Source organism: Pirellulales bacterium (genome assembly GCA_036490175.1).
GTDB lineage: Bacteria > Planctomycetota > Planctomycetia > Pirellulales > JACPPG01 > JACPPG01.
On sequence record DASXEJ010000238.1, the window covers coordinates 26,924 to 44,652 of the forward strand.

Sequence of the window (17,729 nt, forward strand, 5' to 3'; positions counted from 1 at the left end):
TTGGCCGATCCGCTCTGGGAGAGTTCCTTGACACAAACGCCCCACGATACCAGTCCCGCGCATCTGAAGAGATCGCTGGGGCCCATTACGCTATGGGGGTTGGGGGTCGGCTATGTCATCTCCGGCGATTACTTTGGCTGGAATCTGGGGCTGGCTGCCGGCGGAAGCTATGGGCTGTTGGCCGCGTTTGTGCTGATGACTGTGATGGCCGTCTCGTTCGTTTTCAGCTACACCGAGATGGCATGTGCCATTCCTCGCGCCGGAGGCGTTTTTGTCTATGCCACGCGTGGGCTGGGGGTCACGGCAGGATTTCTCGGCGGCACGGCGCAAGCAATCGAATTCGTATTTGCCCCGCCGGCCATCGCCATGGCCATCGGCACGTATGCGGCCACCTGGGTGCCGGGCATCGACCGGCGCCACGTGGCACTGTTGGCCTATGTTGTCTTCACGGCCTTGAACATCTGGGGCGTGCAGCAAGCTGCGATTTTCGAACTCTGCGTGACGGTGCTGGCCGTGTGCGGAATCCTGCTGTTTGCGGGCGTCGTGCTGCCGCACTTCGACTCAGCAAACTTTGCGGCCAACGCATTGCCGCACGGCATGGGAGGAATTCTTGCGGCAATTCCCTTCGCCGTATGGTTTTATCTGGCGATCGAAGGAGTGGCGAACGCTGCCGAGGAAGCCCGCCATCCGCAGCGCGACGTGGCACTGGGTTTTGGCTCGGCGATCGTCACGTTGGTCGTGCTCGGCAGCATCGTTTTGGCGGCGTGCGTGGGCGTAGGCGGTTGGGAGCGTGCCGTGTTCGAGACACGGGATTTGACCGCCGACGGCCACGGTGGGCTGGCGATCGCCGCCGATGCAACGCCGGCTGACAACCCACTGTTGCTGGCCGCGGCGCAGGTGATCTCGCGCGATTCGCGCATGTATCACGTGCTGGTGGGAATTGGGCTGCTGGGATTTGTGGCCTCGTTCAATGGCATTCTCTTGATTACAGGGCGTGCTTTGTTCGACATGGGGCGCGTGGGCTTCTTGCCCCATGCACTGGGGCGAGCGCATCCACGGACAGGGACGCCCGTTGCGGCGCTGTTGGCGAATATGGCGGCCGGCGCGACGGCCATCTATTGCCTCGATACGGGAGGGCTCATTACGCTCAGCGCGATGGGAGCCGTGACGTTATACATCATCTCGATGCTAGCGCTGTTCGCCCTACGGCGGCGGGAGCCGGAACTGGTACGCCCCTATCGCGCGCCCTTTTATCCTGTGCTGCCGCTAATGGCGCTGGGTTTGGCGACGCTCGCGTTGGCAACGATGCTTTACGGCAACTTCAACAAAGTCGACGCGGCCAATTCCTTCGAGCGATGGATCAGCGTGTGGTACGCCGGCATATTGGCGCTTGCTTTGGTGTATTTTGTATTGATCGTGCGACCGCGACTTTCGCCGGCGGATCTCGCGCACCTGCGAAATGTAGCATGATCAAGAGGCCGCGGCGACAGCCGGCCAGGACGCGATACCGGCAATTCAACACGATATCGCATGCGGATCAGGCTACGGCCGCCAGGCGGTGTTACCCTCTTTTTCTTCAATGGCACGCTCCACCAGCCCGCGACCTGAAAAATAGGCGGTGCGAGCTTCGGCCTCTTCTGCGGCCGTGATTTGTCCCGCATCGTAGCCGGCCTTCACCACTCGCCAATCGCGAAGTGCGACGTTGCGGGCTTCGACCAAGCGCGCGATGTGGCGCGTATGTTCGCGCTGGCGATCCATATCGCGCCAAGCCAAAAGTAAAAGCGCGAAGAAGAACGTCAACACGAACCACGAGCGCAGTTGAAAAGTCCAGGAAAAACGCTGCTGTGCGATGATGATCATGGCGGGGCCTGGCAGCGGCCGGTGGATGTTTCTGACTTAAGTATGTAACGGAAAACGCCTGGCATGCCAACAGTGCGCGGGCTAGACGTGGCCTGAACGACCGGGAATCGGCTATCCGATGGTGGGTTGCCGCCCGATTGAGCTAAACTAAGAGAGCGATCGCGGGTGCCTGTTGGCAATCTCGGGCGGTATCCAGCGATTCGGCGAAATTGCCCTGACACGCATTGCTTGCCCCGGGATTTCGCCATTGCGTGGGAACACAGGCGCGTTTCCTGGCAGAGTATGAAATACAACCTCTCACTCGGAAATCGTGGTTACGCGTTCGCCGATTTGAAAACGCTCATGGCGAAAGCTTCGCCAGCGCGCAGCGGTGATGTGCTGGCCGGAGTCGCCGCCGCCAGCGCGGAAGAACGCGTGGCCGCGCAAACGCTACTGGCCGATGTGCCGCTGACGCGATTCCTCGAGGAACCGCTCGTGCCCTACGAGGCCGACGAAGTAACGCGGTTGATCTTCGACACGCACGATCGTGCGGCATTCGCACCGGTAGCCGATCTGACGGTGGGGCAATTTCGCGATTGGCTCCTGTCGTACGAGGTTGACGGCGATACGCTATCGGCGCTCGCCTTGGGATTGATGCCCGAGATGGTTGCCGCGGTCAGCAAGCTAATGCGCAATCAGGATCTGGTGCTGGTTGCCAGCAAGCGACGCGTGGTGACGCGCTTCCGCGATACGATCGGTCTCCCGGGGCGTATGTCGGTCCGATTACAGCCCAATCACCCGACCGACGACCGCCGAGGCATCGCGGCGTCGATTCTGGATGGGCTGTGCTACGGGTGCGGAGACGCGGTGATTGGCATCAATCCTGCCAGCGACAATATGCCGGTGACGATCGATCTGCTGCGTCTGATCGACGAAATGATCCAGACTCACAACATCCCCACGCAATCGTGCGTGCTGGCCCACGTGACAATCCAGTTGGCCGCGATCGAGCGGGGCGCACCCGTGGACCTGGTGTTTCAGTCGATTGCTGGCACCGAATCGACGAACAAAAGTTTCGGGATCAACCTCGCACTGCTGGCGGAAGCTAACGAGGCCGCGCGGAGCTTGGGCCGTGGAACCGTCGGCCAGAATGTGATGTACTTTGAAACCGGGCAGGGCTCGTGCCTGTCCGCCGGTGGACATCATGACGTCGATCAGCAGACGCTCGAGGCCAGGGCCTACGGCGTGGCGCGACGGTTCGAGCCGTTGTTGGTGAACACGGTCGTGGGTTTCATCGGGCCAGAATACCTTTTCGATGGCAAGCAAATCATTCGCGCCGGGCTCGAAGATCATTTTTGCGGCAAATTGTTAGGCGTGCCAATGGGCTGCGACGTGTGCTACACCAATCATGCCGAAGCCGATCAGGACGATATGGACACGCTACTGACGTTGTTAGGCGTGGCCGGTTGCAATTACATCATGGGAGTGCCCGGCGCCGACGATGTGATGCTGAATTACCAGTCGACGTCGTTTCACGACAGCCATTACCTAAGGCAAGTGCTCGGCCTTCGCCCGGCACCGGAGTTCGAGGCCTGGCTCGACCAGTTGGGTGTAACCGATGGCCATAACCGCCTGCTACCAGTCAGCGAACGGCACCGCCTGCTGACCGAAGTGCGATCGATCGGGTGACGGCTGCCGGCCGAGACGTTTTTCGTTGCTAGCGGAGTTTCTGAACTTGTCGCGTGAATCACTTACACTTCCAGACGCCTGGTTGCGGCTGCGCCAATTCACGCCGGCCCGGATTGCGCTCGGGCGGGTCGGTGGTAGCGTACCCACGTCGGAGTTGCTCGATTTTCAACTTGCACATGCCCGCGCCCGCGATGCCGTGCACGCGCCATTCGATATCGAGGCGCTAGCGGCACGGATTGCCGAGCTCGGCACTTCGACAATATGCGTCAGAAGCGCGGCAGCCGATCGGGAAACATTTCTGAAACGACCGGACTTGGGACGGCGCCTTGATGCGCCGGGGCGCGCGGCACTGGAGCTTGCCGCGGCCGCAGTCGGGCCTTGTGAGGCGCTGCCGGCAGTGACGGCGTGTCAGGAGCTTTCGAACTACGATGCGGCGCAGGCCGATCTGGCGATTATCGTCTCCGACGGTCTTTCGGCGCTCGCCGTTCAACGGCAGGTTGTGCCGCTGCTCGAGGCGTGGTTCCCGTTATTGCGCGCCGAACGAAGGCGGGTGGCCCCGGTGGTGCTGGTCGAGCGCGGCCGCGTCGCCGTTCAGGACGAGGTGGGGCAATTGCTCAACGCCCGCGTGGCGGTAATCCTGGTGGGCGAGCGCCCAGGATTGGGTTCGCCGGATAGTTTGGGTGCGTACCTCGTACACGATCCGCGCGCGGGCTTGACGGACGCCGATCGTAATTGTGTATCGAACATCCGTCCGCAAGGTTTGCCGCCCGCTGCCGCGGCGTTGAAGCTGCATTATTTAATGAGCGAAGCCATCGCCAGACGCACAAGCGGCGTAATGCTCAAGGACGAGAGCCTGTCGATCTCGCGGATCGACGATGTTTCGCCCCCAGGCGCAGCGCAACTCAGTGCACCCTCTGCGGCCGCAGTTGCGCAAAACCCGGCGGGTTCCGCGGGTCCTGTAGCTCAGTAGACGCCCGACGATCGCCTGTCGCCGATCGCTACTTTGACGGTGCTGCTGGCGCACATTCCTCGGCCTGGTCGTCGAGTCTTGTTCAAATCGTTCGCTCGGGTGCATCATTCGCCGAACGAAACAGTGCCAGCGAGCACGCTTCGAGCGGATACTTGCCGTCCGATTCCGGTTTCCATTCGACGTCGAGCCGTGCCGTATCGAAGACCAATTCCCAAGGGTTCGTGCTACCGCTGGGCGGCAACACGAACGAGATATCGTGAGTATGGTCGGCATTGAATAACACCAGCATGGTATCGCCGCAAATTGTCTCGCCGTGCGCATCGACGTCAATCGACTGGCCGAAAAGTTGCACGCCCAGACAGCGGACGAAGGGCGCATGCCAGGCTTCGTCGGACATTTCCTTGCCGGTCGGATCGAGCCAGGCGATCTCACGCGCCTCGACCCCCTTGAGCGCGCGTCCGTGGAAGAATCGCCGGCGATGAAAGACCGGCTGGTCGTGAAAGACCTTGATGACGCGCCGCAGAAAGTCGAGTTGCGTCTGCTGTTCTGAGTTTAATTTCCAATTGAGCCAGGTCAGCTCGTTATCCTGGCAATAGGTGTTGTTATTTCCTAGTTGTGTGTGGCCGATTTCATCTCCGCCGAGCAGCATGGGAACGCCCTGCGAGAGCAGCACCGTCGCCAGAAAGGCCCGCTGCTTCTTGGCACGCAGCGCCAGTACCGCCGGCTGGTCAGTGGGCCCCTCGACGCCACAGTTCCAACTAATATTGTCATTGGCACCGTCGCGATTGTCTTCGCCGTTGGCTTCGTTGTGTTTATGGTCGTAGCTAACCAGGTCAGCCAGCGTAAATCCGTCGTGACAGGTCACGAAATTGATGCTGGCGTGCGGCCGCCGACTGCTCCATTCGTACAGGTCGCTCGAGCCGCAAAAGCGCGTGGCAAATTCCGAAGCGACGCCTCCGTCTCCTTTCCAGAAATGGCGGATGCAATCTCTGTACTTGCCGTTCCATTCGGACCATAACGCCGGAAAGTTGCCCACCTGGTAGCCCCCTTCACCCAGGTCCCAGGGCTCGGCGATCAACTTCACCTGCGAAATGACCGGATCCTGGTGAACGATGTCGAAAAAGGCTCCCAGCTTGTCGACTTCGTGCAATTCGCGGGCGAGCGTGCTGGCCAGATCGAAGCGGAAGCCGTCGATGTGCATGTCCAGCACCCAGTAACGGAGGCTGTCCATGATGAGCTGCAGCACACGCGGATTCCGCATGGAAAACGTGTTACCGCAGCCGGTGTAGTCGACATAGTATCGGCGATCCTCTTGCGAGAGTCGGTAATACGACGCGTTGTCGATACCGCGGAAGGAGAGGGTCGGCCCCATCTGGTTGCCTTCGGCGGTGTGGTTGTAGACCACGTCGAGAATCACTTCGATGCCCGCCGAATGGAAATTGCGGACCATCGTCTTGAACTCGCGCACCGAATCGACACCACTGCCCGTGGCCGCATAGCTGTGCTCAGGGGCGAAGAACCCCAGGGTGTTGTAACCCCAGTAATTCACCAGACCGTTCTCGACAAGGTGGCGGTCGTCGACGTGTTCATGCACGGGCAACAGCTCGACCGCCGTAATGCCCAGCTCCTTGAAATATCGAATCGACGCCTCGGCGCCGAGTCCGGCGTAGGTGCCGCGCAACTTTTCAGGCACCTCGGGATGTAGTTTGGTAAATCCTTTGACGTGTACTTCGTAGATGAGGGTCTTGTTCCAAGGGGTCTGCGGCCGACGGTCGTCTCCCCAAGTAAAAGCCTCGTCAATCACCGCGGCCAAGGGAGCGAAGGCGGCATTGTCGCGCTCGTCGAACGAGAGGTCTGCCGCCGGATCGCCTACCTTGTACGCCCACATTTCATCCGTCCAATGTGTTTCGCGCGCGACGGACTTCGCATAGGGGTCGAGCAGGATTTTATGCGGGTTGAAGCGATGTCCTTCTTCCGGCTTATAAGGGCCATAGACGCGATAACCATACACCTGGCCAGGCAGCACGTCGGGTAGATAGCCGTGCCAAACCATATCCGTGCTGTCGGGTAGAACGACTCGACACGCTTCCTGCGTGGCATCGGCTGAATCAAACAGGCAAAGTTCAACCTTCTCGGCATTTTCCGAGTACAGGGCAAAGTTTGTGCCTTGGCCGTCCCAGCTCGCTCCGAGCGGATAGGGACGGCCTGGCCAAATACGTGGTGCAGTCATGCGTATAGTTCCTTGACTTCTTCAGCGAGTCGCCGATTGGCATACAGAGGAGACGGACGCTTACGTGGATTCACTGCTCGCGGTGGCTGTCAGATCGAGTTCGTCGCGTGCCCGATCGACGAGCGATCCCAGCCGCTCGACAACGGATTTGGTCTCTTCGCGCAGCCCTTCGGTATCGGCCATGCGCGCCCGCAGCGTTGCCAGCCGACCGGCCAGTGCGCGGGGCGAGATTTCGACTTCGGCGGCAGCCGCGGCACGTTGTGCCAAATACTGGCCGCCCAAGATTTGCACGGCAGCGGCCACAGGCGGAGCGATCAGCAGACCGAAGAAGCCTAGCCAATCCACCATGCCGACCGCGACCAGGACCAGCAAGATCGGATTGTAACGCTTGCGGCGGAACAACCGCGGCTCGACCAACCATTCCAATAGCATCAACACCAGCAGCGTGTAAAGTGCCGCGGCCAAGAGAGTCACAATCGTCCCTTGTCCACCGGCAAGCAGGAACCGCGGCAACCAAATGGCAGTAACCGATATCATGGCCAAGGGTGCGCCAATCCACGGTATTAACCACGCCAGCGCCCCCACCGCGGCGGATAAGATCGGATAGGGCTGTCGAAAAACCGAGAAACCAATTCCCAACATGATGCCTGCGGCAAGACTTTGCACCACTTCGCGCTGCAGATAGGCGCCCGTTGCCTGCTCGACGGCACGCCAGGTATCGCGCGCGCGCTGTCGACGGTCGACGTCGAGCAACGATAACCACAGTCGCTCGAAATGGATCCGGTCAATGCTCCAGTACAGACTGAGCACGACAATGATCAATACATTCAAAATCGTGCCGAAGAAGCCCCAGGTGGCGCCCAGCACCGTATGCACCGCGCGGGGCGTCCACCAGGCATCGGAAGACGGCTGCGCGGGCTCAGTGGCATCGTCTTCGCGAGGCGCATCGGCCTCTACCGGAACCGTCTCTGCCGCGCGCAACGAGACGCGTTGCAAATCGTCCCAGGAAGGTAGGCTGCGAGCAAGCGCCCGCTGCACGGCGTTTCCCTGCGGCCAGGTTTGAGCAACGTCTTGATAAGCGCTCTTAAAATCGCCCGCAAACTCCTGCACGTTGGCCGCCAAAGGAAAGGCAAGCGCCAAGGCCAGGGCGACAAACGCGACCACGCATCCTAGATAGGTCACAGCCAGCGCTAACGACTTGGGCAAGCCCCAGCGGTGCAACTGCTCGATGGCCGGTCGCAGCGCGGCCGATGTGCCCAGCGATAGAAAGAAAATGAGCACGGCGCTGCGCAATTCCCACGTCATAGCCAGTGCGGCCAGGGTGGCGAGTACCAATGCGGTGCCGACGGCCAATTGTCTCATCGCGAGGGCTCCACAGCCGGCTCGAGTGAATTCGCCGTCTTGCCAAACTGGGCGAGCGCTTGATCGAGCTGCTGTGCGATCGTCTCGATCGTTTCTTCGATGCGATCGGTGCGGGCGCTCGTAGGAGCCTCTTTGTCACGCACTTGCAGACGTATTTCTTGGACGATTTCTTGCGCTTCGAAGCGCAGCTGGCTTATGGCGTCACGACTGACGGGGCGCGCGGGCTCGAGTGCTTCGGCGCGCAGCACATAGCGATCCAGCAGTAGCTGGATGATTGCCGCCATGGGGATGGCCAGCACGGCACCCGCCAGGCCTTCGAGCGCACTAAAGCCTGCGATCGCCAGCAGCGTGACGACCGCGTTCACACCCACCGAGCGATCCATGATCCGGGGTACCAGCAGATAGTTTTCCGATTGCTGGATTACGACAGCCGCGAACAGCACCCAAGGAATCTGAGATGGATCGACCGATAGCGCCACCAGCATAGGGGCAATCGCCCCCAGCACGGGGCCAAAGACCGGTACTGCCTCGAGGATCCCGGCGACGATGGCCAATACGAGCGCATGCGGCAGCCCGATGATCAAATAGGCGATAAGCGACATCAATCCGACGGCCAGGCAAAGCAATCCCTGTCCGCGCACGTACGCGCCTACTTTCGCTTCGATCCCCTCAATCACTTCGCCGGCGTCTTGACGCTTTTCGGGCGGCAAGAATAGCAACAACGACCGCAGGGTATGATCTTCGTGGATGCTCCACAGAAAGCCTGTGAAGATCACGATCAACACGATGGCTCCGCCCCGAATCACCAGGCCGCTATAGTTGAAAGCACGGCGCAAAGTTTGTAGCGCGCCTTCGAGGACCTCGTCCTCGCGGTCGACCCACGCAGGCTTCTCAGGAAGCCGTTCGGCCACTGTGGTTGAAATCTGACCTATCCGCTCGCGGAAGTCGCCATAACTCTCGGGCAATGTGTGCAACAATGCCTGCGTCTGGTCGACCAGCATCGGCAATCCCACCACGGCCGGCGCGACTAGGCATGTCAGTAGCAGGGAAAAGATTAGGCAGATGGCGAGATTTCGCGGCAAGCCTCGGCTGGTCAACAAGGCGACCAGGGGTTTCAGCGCCGTCGACAGTACGATCGCGATGAACAGAAAGAAAAGGACGTGCCGCGCCAGCAACAGCAACGCGAAAAAACCGCCGACCGCGCATACGACCAGTGTGCCCGCGATGATTCTTCGCGGGGGCCAGTGGCTTTCGGTTGTCGGTACCGTGGACATGGATGCGGCGATCTCCCCTGGGCAATCATAGCCCCCGCTAGCAGGCCTGGCGATGCAACTTCGTTAACCGTTTCGGGGCTATGCCCGGGCAGCGGCAGTGGCTCGACGTTCGCGGACGTTCAACGCGAAATACGTGCCGATTTTGGCAAATGCAGTCGACATGGTTGCGCGATACTAACGATTTCGAGGACGCCGGTTCTGGGCGCATGCTTTCAGTTTCTGGGTAGGCGTTCTTGGTATTCTGCCGAGGATATGAACCGCGATCTGCGGGTGGGCAGGACTTTCGCACCGATTTGACGGACATACGCCTGGGTTACCTCGGCACCAAAGAGAAAAATCTGCGCCGAATAATACGTCCATACTAAGACCAGTACGAAGGAGCCGGCGGCGCCATAGGCCGAGGCGATGACCAAGCGTGCCAGATACCAGCCGATCACGAATTTGCCGATCGAAAACAACACCGACGTTACTGCTGCTCCGACCCAGACATCGCGCCAGCGTACATGGACGTCTGGCAGAAATTTAAACGTCGCCGCGAATAGCATCGTAATCGCCACCAGCGACAGGCTCCAATCGAGCGACCGTAGCGTCAGGTCGGAAACCGGTAATCTGGCCTGGGCCAGGGCCACGCCGGCCGACATGGCCGAACTCGCCACCAGCGACGCCAACAGCAGCAGGCCGACCGCCGCGACCATGGCGATGCTCCATGCATACTCGATGAACGTCGCGATCCAACCCACGCCCGGTTTGCGCTCCACTTCCCAGATAATGTCGAGCGCACCTTTGATTTGAGTAAAGACGCCCGTGGCTCCGAACCATAGCGCGAAGAAGGTCAGAGTGGTCGCCAGCGCGCCACCGCGCGGCCGGGCGGCACTGAGCACGAGATCCTCGATCGCGCGAGCGGCCTGTTCGCTGCCCAGAAATCGATTTACTTGCTCGAAGACTTCGCCTTTGGCTGCCTGCTGACCGAAAACTGATCCGGCGATGGCGATGGCGACGACCAACAGGGGCGCGATCGAAAAGATGGCGTAGTAGGCGATCGCCGCGCCGAGCCGAGGCGCATTGTGCCGCTGCCAATCCAAGGTGGCGGTCTTGAATACGTGCCAGATGGCCGCCAGCTTCATGACGCCTCGTGTCGAGTGTGATGCGGGAGCTGATCGCCTTATTGGCGCGGCGACCAGTACGGCGGTACAGTCTTGGCGGTACTTTGTCAGGTCGCTGCACGGATCGGGCGGCGCGGTCGACGGTCGAAGAACAGCAGAGGGCTTTCCATCAACACGCGTCGTCACCCCCGTGAGCGGTAACCTACCACGGCCGCCCTGGATGTCGCCAGCCAGATATCGAGCGGGTCCGGTTGTTTTGATAGGAGTTCAATATGTTGACGACGGATACGCTCAGCCCGGACGATCGCGAACGCTTGATCGCCGCATCGATCACAGCCCGACAAGGCGCCTATGCTCCGTACTCGCGATTCCTAGTTGGGGCCGCCCTCCTGACCGACGACGGCCAGGTCATCAATGGCGCTAACGTGGAAAATGCCTCGTATGGTTTGACGATCTGCGCCGAACGCGTGGCAGTGCAAAAGGCTGTTGCCACGGGGCTGAGAGGATTTCGGGCCATCGCCATTGCCACGTCCGGAGGTGGTTCGCCCTGCGGAGCCTGCCGGCAGGTGCTGGCCGAGTTTTGCGACGACCTATTAATCCTGCTGGTTGATGTCGATCGTGACAACGCCGTGGCCGAGGCTCGCTTGGCTGCGTTATTACCAAATTCTTTTCGGCTTCGCGATTGATGATGAACGTTCGATCGACGTTCCCTAAGAGCTGACGACTCCGTCGCGGGTGGCAAGACTTCGCGCAACGGTTGCGCCCGAGTTCAGCGCGCCTTCCATGAAGCCCACGAACTTCAGGCACGCGTGCTCGCCGGCAAAATGCAGCCGATCGAGCCCTCGGGCCAGGATAGGTCCTTGCCGTGTCACTTGTCCCGGAGCGGGTGTGGAGTAGCTCCCCTGTGTCCACTTTTGGCCGGGCCAATCGATGAATTGTGAGCGCACAAAGCTCTCTTTGAAACCGGGATAACGCGCGCCGACTTCGCTTTTCATCGTACGGTCGCGCTCGTCGGGTTTTGCGCGAGAAAAGTTGTCGGCCGCCGCGGCGCCTGCAAAGGCGACCAGAACTTGCTCGGGACCTCCGCTTTGCCCAGCCGTTGCGCTCCACGTAAATCCGATCGGCCCGTCGCTCATACTGGAGGGAGGCAAGTCGGACTTTTCCCAGCAGGCATCACGCAGCGAAATCAGAAACTTGATGTTGTGGCCCATCTGGGGGCGCAGCACGTCCGGCAGCAAGGGCTCGAATCGAATGGCGCCCCACGTACTAGGAGGAATGGCCAGCACCACATCGTCCGCTTCGAAGGTCTTGCCGGCCTGACATGTTACTTTCACACCGGCCCTGGCGACCCGAACGGATTCCACAGGCGAGCGTAACTGAACCGCGTCGGCGCCGATCTTTTCGGCAAGGCGACGAGCCAGTTGCTGGTTACCACCCACGCAGCGATAGACTTCGTTCTCGGTCCAATACTTTTCCAGCCCACCCCCTTTGACGCATGTCAGCATCCCCAGAAAGCTTTCGCGCTCGGTCGGCACGCCACTATAGGAAGCGAACTCGGCTTCGATGGCGCGGCGCGCGATGGGATTGATATCTTGTCGCGCGAGCCAGGCGGACATCGACAGTTCGTCGAGTGCTTGTGCGTCTGGCGCGGTCCAGGGCGCGTCGGCGTCGATCGGTCGGGCAGCGTCAGTGATCTTGCCGTAGATCTGTTCGATCTTCTGAAAAAGGGCGATCACGGCCAGCTTGCTCAGCCGTTTGCCGTCGATCACGACTGGACTGCCGAGATCGCGCGGCTCGGGAATCTCGACTAACGGCAGGTGGAAGTTCTTGGCATACGCCAGCCAGGTGGGATGGTTCGAGCCGATGAATTCCCCGCCTGCTTCCACGGTCTTGCGCGGCACAACGTCCGTGAGTGTGTGGACTCGTCCGCCAATGCGATCGCGCGCTTCGAGCACCACGGTTTGATACCCGGCCGCATGCAATTCGTAAGCGCAAGCCAATCCTGCGAATCCGGCTCCGATGATGATTACGCGGCGTCCCGTTTCGCCAGGTCGCCGCGCATAGGTGTTCGAGCCGCTGAGCAGCAACCCGCTAGCAGCGGCCAGAGATTGCCTGACAAACCGGCGGCGCGAGATGCTGTCAACGGGCTGTCCATAGCGGGCACGTAGCAAGCGATACAGAGAATGATTCATGGCTGGTCTTGGCACGGAGTCGGTAATCGTCCTTTGCCCTGTCGTCAGCATAGCAATTGGGCATCCTGCGTGACTAAGGCACGGCCTGGAGGCGTGATAGCATGCCAAAGTTCTCTTGCTTTCTCGTCACTGGCAAACGGGTCCGCATTGCTGCTGTCAAGACGACCTGGGATACTTCGCCCCTCTTCTTCACCTCTATTTCTGGAGATGCAACCGCATGTCTTGCGGCGCGGATCACATTGCGCTCGGAGTGCGCGCCCCGCTACCGGCGGCGGTTGTGATCTCGTGCATTCGCGTCTCCTGGCTGGCGCTCGCGCTCTTAGGCGATCCAGAGATCGCGAACGCCTGGCAGGAACCATTCTCAGGCAATCGCACGTCTGAACAGACAGAATTGAACACTTCGCCGGGTTTTACGGAAGGGTTTACGCGCCTGCCGCCCCCAGCGCCGCCAGGAGCGAGCGCGTTCATGAACCCGCCCCTGTTGGTTGTGCAGCGTTCGGATCGAATTTGGAGTCCGGAATATGTTGCCCAGCGCGTGGCGGCGGAACCCCAGCCGATTCGTCTGCCGCCGCCGACGTTCATTCCCACGCCCGATGAGCGTGCCGGCGCGGGCGCCGGTATCGCGCCCGCGGCGCCCTTCGACGAATTGGGCGGAGCGGGCACCGGATCGACAGATCCGGTGATTGGACTGGCGACTCCGCCCGAGGGACCGAAGCGGCGCGGTTTCTTCGCCAAGGTTTTTGGGCCTGGGATCGAGGCCGGTGGCGAAATGCTGTCCGACGTACGATTCGACTATGTGAATTTCTATTCGCCGCGCAGTCTATTGTGGTTGGGGGGCGGGATTGGCGTGGCGGCCATTCTGGCCAATACGTCTATCGATCAGCACGTGCGCAATTGGTATCAGGACGATGTCCGAAGTCCCACCACCGATCGAATCCATGACGATATCGCCTGGTTGGGTAACGGCGGCCTGATGCTGCCGATCTGGCTGGCCAGCGGATACCTGGTGACGCCGCTCGAAGAGTATTCGTCGGTGGCGCATGTCGTTGGCACGTGGGGCCGCAATAGCACGCGGGCTTTTCTGGTCGGCGGTCCGATGTTGCTGGCATTGCAATATGGATTGGGTGCGCACCGACCGAGCGCCGACCTGGACTCTCATTGGCACCCGTTCAAAGATAGCCACGGTGCCAGCGGCGACGCGTGGATTGGCGCGATCAGCTTTTTGACCGCCGCCAAGATGACAGACTCGAAATTGGCCAAGGTGGCCCTCTGGTCGTTGGCGCTTTTTCCGGCCTGGGGTCGCATGGATGTCGACCAGCACTATTTGTCGCAAGTCACCTTGGGCGTATGGCTCGCCGCATTATCGGTCGAAGCGGTCGACAGAACCGACCGGTCGACCAACATGTTCATCATCCCCACGGCCGGCCCCGGCACGTTCGGCGCGACGTTTGGCGTCAGGTGGTGAGCGTCACCGTCCTTTTGGCAGTCGTTCTTCGCCAAGACGATTTCTCTAGCCACTAGCGTGCTCTGGGCCCACCGGCCGCTTCTTGGTGAGTTTCCAGCGTACTTTAAATCGGAAGGCGTTCGCTAAATTGGGTTGGGAGTAGCAGGCGGGCGCTTGGAATACACGCATTGGTTGCCACCGCTCCGCAATAACGCGGCTGGAGGCACGATTCGATTCCTCGCAGGCAGGACTTTTCGGATTTAGAAGGTAGAATATTGTCAATATCGATGCCTGGGCGGCGAAGTGCTGCTAAGAGTCGTGAAGCCCCGTCGGGAGGACCTAAATTATGTGGCCGCAGGTTGTTGAAACGTTGTCGCGCGACCCGGGCATTTTGTTAGGTGCCATCCTGGGCACGTTGGGAATTCTTGCCGGAACCGCCATTAGCATTACCGCCATCACGACCGATGCCTGGCGGAAGATACGGCAAACCGAAGACAACAACGCGCTCAAGCAGTCGATGCTCGATCGCGGCATGACGGCCGACGAAATCTCGACGGTCATGAAGGCCTCGCCGCAGAAGCGTGCTTCGTTCTCTTTCAATGCGGGGCGCGGTGGCGTGCGTTGCGAGGCGTAGTGCATCGCACGTGGCGATTCGTCCCCCACTGGATTTCGGTTGCTGCCGCAACGTGGTTTGGGGCATCCGGTGCATGGCTGCGATATCAGCGTCTGTCAGCCCGGTAGGCGTGTGGCAGAAGTTGCGATTTTTTCGCTGGTTGGCTGCCACCGGACTCGTTCTGTTATTGGTTGCCATGCTGTTTGAAGAATCGTTGATCTTCTTCCCGTCGCCATACCCCGAGGGAAACTGGCAGCCGCGACACTTGCAGTTCGAGGACGCGTGGTTCGCCGCGGCCGACGGAACGCAACTGCACGGGTGGTATGCTCCGGTCGAGCAACCGCGCGCGCTTCTCTTGTTCGCCCATGGCAATGCCGGCAATCTAGCGCATCGGGTTGACCTGTTGCGTTACTTCCAGCAGGATTTGCGCGTGGCGGTGCTCGCCTTCGACTATCGTGGCTATGGTCGCAGCGCCGGCAGACCGAACGAGAGCGGGGTCCTAGCCGATGCCCGTGCTGCGCGACAGTGGCTAGCTGACAGAGAACAAATCGCGCCTGAGACGATCGTGCTGATGGGAGAAAGCATTGGCGGCGCCGTGATGGTGGATCTGGCGGCGGTCGACGGGGCACGCGGATTGATCCTGGAGAATACTTTTGCGTCGTTGCCGGATGTTGCGGCCCATCACTTTCGCTGGCTACCGGTGCGAATGCTATTGCGCACGAAGCTTGATTCCGCGGCCAAGATCGGCCGTTACCGTGGCCCGCTCCTGCAATGCCACGGCGACGCGGATATGATCGTGCCCTTCGAGCAAGGTTTGCGCCTGCACGACGCGGCGCAATCGCCCAAACGCCTGGTGGTCGTCGCCGGCGGCGATCATAACGATCCGCGTCGCCCCGAATGGCTAGCGGCGCTGGATGAGTTCTTCGACGAACTACCGCCCCCATCGGCGGCGCGCTAGCGGGCCGGCGTACCGTGACGAGTGTGACCGGCCACTTGCGGCGTTCCACGGTACTGTCGCTGTTGGGCGGTGGGATTCCGCGGGAAAATAAAAACGCCCACGGCGCCGAAGCGGCACGTGGGCGTTCTGTCTGTGGTTCTTGGCAGGCAAACAGCGTCGCGCTAGCGACGCATCGTCGGGGGCGGTATCCGGCGTGCAGTGCGTGCCTGGCGCACAGGCGGCTTTGCCGCCGAAGTCACCGGAGGCGCCGTTGGCGGAACGCTCAGCGTGGAATCGATCGAAATCGATGCGTCGGCCGCGAGCGATGACTGCCCCTCGGTGATCCGCGCCGAGTTGGCAACCTTTCCGTCCTCTTTCCACCACGTCCATTTACCAATTTCGACGCCCTTGACGAAGTCTCCGCTGACGGCCTTCTGGCCGTTTTGATGCCACCATGTCCAGGAGCCTATGCGATCGCCATTGGTGTATTGCCCTTCCACGGCCTTCTGTCCATTTTCGTGCCACCAAGTGACATGTCCTACCGGTACATCGTTCACGTATTTGCCTTCGGTTTCCTTTTGGCCGTTCTTGTACCAGGTCGTACACAGGCCGTGCTTTTGATCTTTGCCTTCTTTTTGCGCCGTGGTCGTGACCGTACCGTTCCACCAGTCGTAATTGGTGCTTAACACCTCGCGAGCGAAGAGGTACGTTCCCTCGCTTTTCGTCTGCCCGTTGGCGTGAGTCTCGATCTTCTTCGCCAGGCGCTGGCCGTTCTGGTAAGTATCGTTCATGGTCAGGTTCTTGGCAGAGCCCCATTCCAGCCAGTGTCCGTCGAGTTGGCCGGCGGTGAAATCAAGCTCCCGCATCTTGGACCCGTTGGGGTAATACCAGGTGGATTTTCCCTGTCGTTCGCCATGCTCGAAGTTGAATTCGCTGCACTTGCGATCTCGGTTGTCGTAAATCGTCCAGGTGCCATTCAGGCGACCGTTCTCGAACGTCACTTCGCTGACAAACGGCGATTGAAATTGCTTGTAGGGCGGCTGCGAGAACATATCTTTGCCCAGAACGAGGTGCCACCGCGTCCAGGGGCCTTGGCGTTCTCCGTAACGGTATTCGCCGCGGGCGAGCGTGCGTCCTTTTTCGTCGTACATGGTCCACTTGCCATGATTGACGTAGTTACCGCTGGCGTCCTGTACCACTTGCCGCTCGATCTTGACGGCGCGGTTCGGATAACGCTCTTGAATCAGTTCGGCTTCGTTGGAATTGTCTGGTGCGGCCGGTTGCTCTTCCGCCGCAGACGGCGCCGCGTCGACGGCGACGGGGGCCGGTTCGTCGGCCACCATGTCGGCGGGTTCGTCGGCCGTGGCGGCGGTTGGCTCGTCCGCCACTTTGGTCTCAGGTTTTTCGGCAACAGCCGTGGGAAGCGCATCTGCCGGAGTCGATCGAATCACGTCGGCACGACACGGCATCGCCAAGGGCATGCACGCCGCGACAGTCCAAAGTAGCCCTAGCGAGTGACGGACCATAACCGGAATCCCCTATGCAAGCAGGACGGTTGGAAAAATCCACATCAATGGTGCATCTCTTGTAGGCGAATCGGTCCGAGTTGTGTGCCAAATTAAGATTTCCTGACGAATCGTCGAGATTTCGCCTTCTGGCATATGTTGCCAGCATGCAACCGAAGGCCGCGTGAACGTGCTCAAGTGCCACGCCAGCAATTGGTTGAGTGTGGCAAGGTCTGTCCAAGGCGACCGAGCCAGGAATCGCTCGTTGGCAGCCCGCCCGTTGGGCATCGCCTGGCAACCTACTCAGCGCCCAGGCGGCCCACGGCAACAGCGATTTCTGCCTTACCGTTAAAATCTACTTGTGCGTCATAGTTGCGACTTGGCCCATTCCGGCGACCGCCGCAGGAGAGAAGCGGATGAGGGTTTTGCGACGTTCGTGGCGTGGGACTTCTGGAGCGTGACGCGCCGCGATAGCCTATGGACAGAGGAATCATCGGTCGCACGGTCCAGAGTTGGCCCTCGTCAAGCGCGAGCGCCACGATGGCCAGTAAGTCGTAAGAGGCCCAACCGC

The 17,729-nt window shown here is 60.5% G+C and carries 14 protein-coding genes; 7 read left to right on the plus strand and 7 right to left on the minus strand.

Features of this window, described 5'->3' with window-relative positions:
• Positions 1-27: 27 nt before the first annotated feature.
• Positions 28-1,470, plus strand: coding sequence for an amino acid permease (locus tag VGG64_17525; protein HEY1601406.1), 1,443 nt, complete (start codon positions 28-30; stop codon positions 1,468-1,470).
• Between the two features lie 72 nt (positions 1,471-1,542).
• Here VGG64_17525 and VGG64_17530 read toward each other — a convergent pair whose 3' ends face one another.
• Positions 1,543-1,860: a hypothetical protein gene (locus VGG64_17530; GenBank protein HEY1601407.1), complete on the minus strand. Its 318-nt coding sequence runs from the start codon at positions 1,858-1,860 to the stop codon at positions 1,543-1,545.
• 282 nt (positions 1,861-2,142) lie between these two features.
• Here VGG64_17530 and VGG64_17535 point away from each other — a divergent pair, with 282 nt between their 5' ends.
• Both VGG64_17535 and eutC read left to right on the plus strand, forming a co-directional pair.
• Positions 2,143-3,528 carry an ethanolamine ammonia-lyase subunit EutB gene (locus VGG64_17535; GenBank protein ID HEY1601408.1) on the plus strand — a complete coding sequence of 462 codons (1,386 nt, stop codon included), beginning with the start codon at positions 2,143-2,145 and terminating at the stop codon, positions 3,526-3,528.
• A 46-nt stretch (positions 3,529-3,574) separates the two neighbouring features.
• On the plus strand, positions 3,575-4,498 hold the full coding sequence (gene eutC / locus VGG64_17540; protein HEY1601409.1) for an ethanolamine ammonia-lyase subunit EutC: 924 nt from the start codon (positions 3,575-3,577) through the stop codon (positions 4,496-4,498).
• Between the two features lie 82 nt (positions 4,499-4,580).
• Here eutC and glgX read toward each other — a convergent pair whose 3' ends face one another.
• From glgX to VGG64_17560, 4 genes are all read right to left on the minus strand, one after another.
• Positions 4,581-6,728, minus strand: coding sequence for a glycogen debranching protein GlgX (gene glgX / locus VGG64_17545; protein HEY1601410.1), 2,148 nt, complete (start codon positions 6,726-6,728; stop codon positions 4,581-4,583).
• 60 nt (positions 6,729-6,788) lie between these two features.
• On the minus strand, positions 6,789-8,090 hold the full coding sequence (locus VGG64_17550; GenBank protein HEY1601411.1) for an AI-2E family transporter: 1,302 nt from the start codon (positions 8,088-8,090) through the stop codon (positions 6,789-6,791).
• Entirely contained in the window at positions 8,087-9,364 is a 1,278-nt protein-coding gene (locus VGG64_17555; GenBank protein HEY1601412.1) for an AI-2E family transporter, read from the minus strand. The genes VGG64_17550 and VGG64_17555 overlap by 4 nt, the downstream gene beginning before the upstream one ends.
• A 212-nt stretch (positions 9,365-9,576) precedes the next feature.
• Positions 9,577-10,488 carry a YihY/virulence factor BrkB family protein gene (locus tag VGG64_17560; protein HEY1601413.1) on the minus strand — a complete coding sequence of 304 codons (912 nt, stop codon included), beginning with the start codon at positions 10,486-10,488 and terminating at the stop codon, positions 9,577-9,579.
• 251 nt (positions 10,489-10,739) lie between these two features.
• Here VGG64_17560 and cdd point away from each other — a divergent pair, with 251 nt between their 5' ends.
• Positions 10,740-11,153: a cytidine deaminase gene (gene cdd, locus VGG64_17565; protein HEY1601414.1), complete on the plus strand. Its 414-nt coding sequence runs from the start codon at positions 10,740-10,742 to the stop codon at positions 11,151-11,153.
• Between the two features lie 24 nt (positions 11,154-11,177).
• Here cdd and VGG64_17570 read toward each other — a convergent pair whose 3' ends face one another.
• The gene (locus VGG64_17570) at positions 11,178-12,659 is read right to left on the minus strand and encodes an FAD-dependent oxidoreductase (protein HEY1601415.1); all 1,482 of its coding nucleotides are present in this window, start codon (positions 12,657-12,659) and stop codon (positions 11,178-11,180) included.
• A 217-nt stretch (positions 12,660-12,876) separates the two neighbouring features.
• On the opposite strand from VGG64_17570, the gene VGG64_17575 reads away from it, so the two are divergent.
• From VGG64_17575 to VGG64_17585, 3 genes are all read left to right on the plus strand, one after another.
• A complete protein-coding gene (locus VGG64_17575; GenBank protein ID HEY1601416.1) occupies positions 12,877-14,124 on the plus strand; it encodes a hypothetical protein in 1,248 nt (415 codons plus the stop codon).
• A gap of 325 nt (positions 14,125-14,449) precedes the next feature.
• Positions 14,450-14,737, plus strand: coding sequence for a hypothetical protein (locus tag VGG64_17580; GenBank protein ID HEY1601417.1), 288 nt, complete (start codon positions 14,450-14,452; stop codon positions 14,735-14,737).
• A 73-nt stretch (positions 14,738-14,810) separates the two neighbouring features.
• Positions 14,811-15,674, plus strand: coding sequence for an alpha/beta hydrolase (locus tag VGG64_17585; GenBank protein ID HEY1601418.1), 864 nt, complete (start codon positions 14,811-14,813; stop codon positions 15,672-15,674).
• 161 nt (positions 15,675-15,835) lie between these two features.
• Here the strand turns inward: VGG64_17585 and VGG64_17590 are convergent, their stop codons facing one another.
• Positions 15,836-17,179: a hypothetical protein gene (locus VGG64_17590; GenBank protein ID HEY1601419.1), complete on the minus strand. Its 1,344-nt coding sequence runs from the start codon at positions 17,177-17,179 to the stop codon at positions 15,836-15,838.
• Between the last annotated feature and the right edge of the window lie 550 nt (positions 17,180-17,729).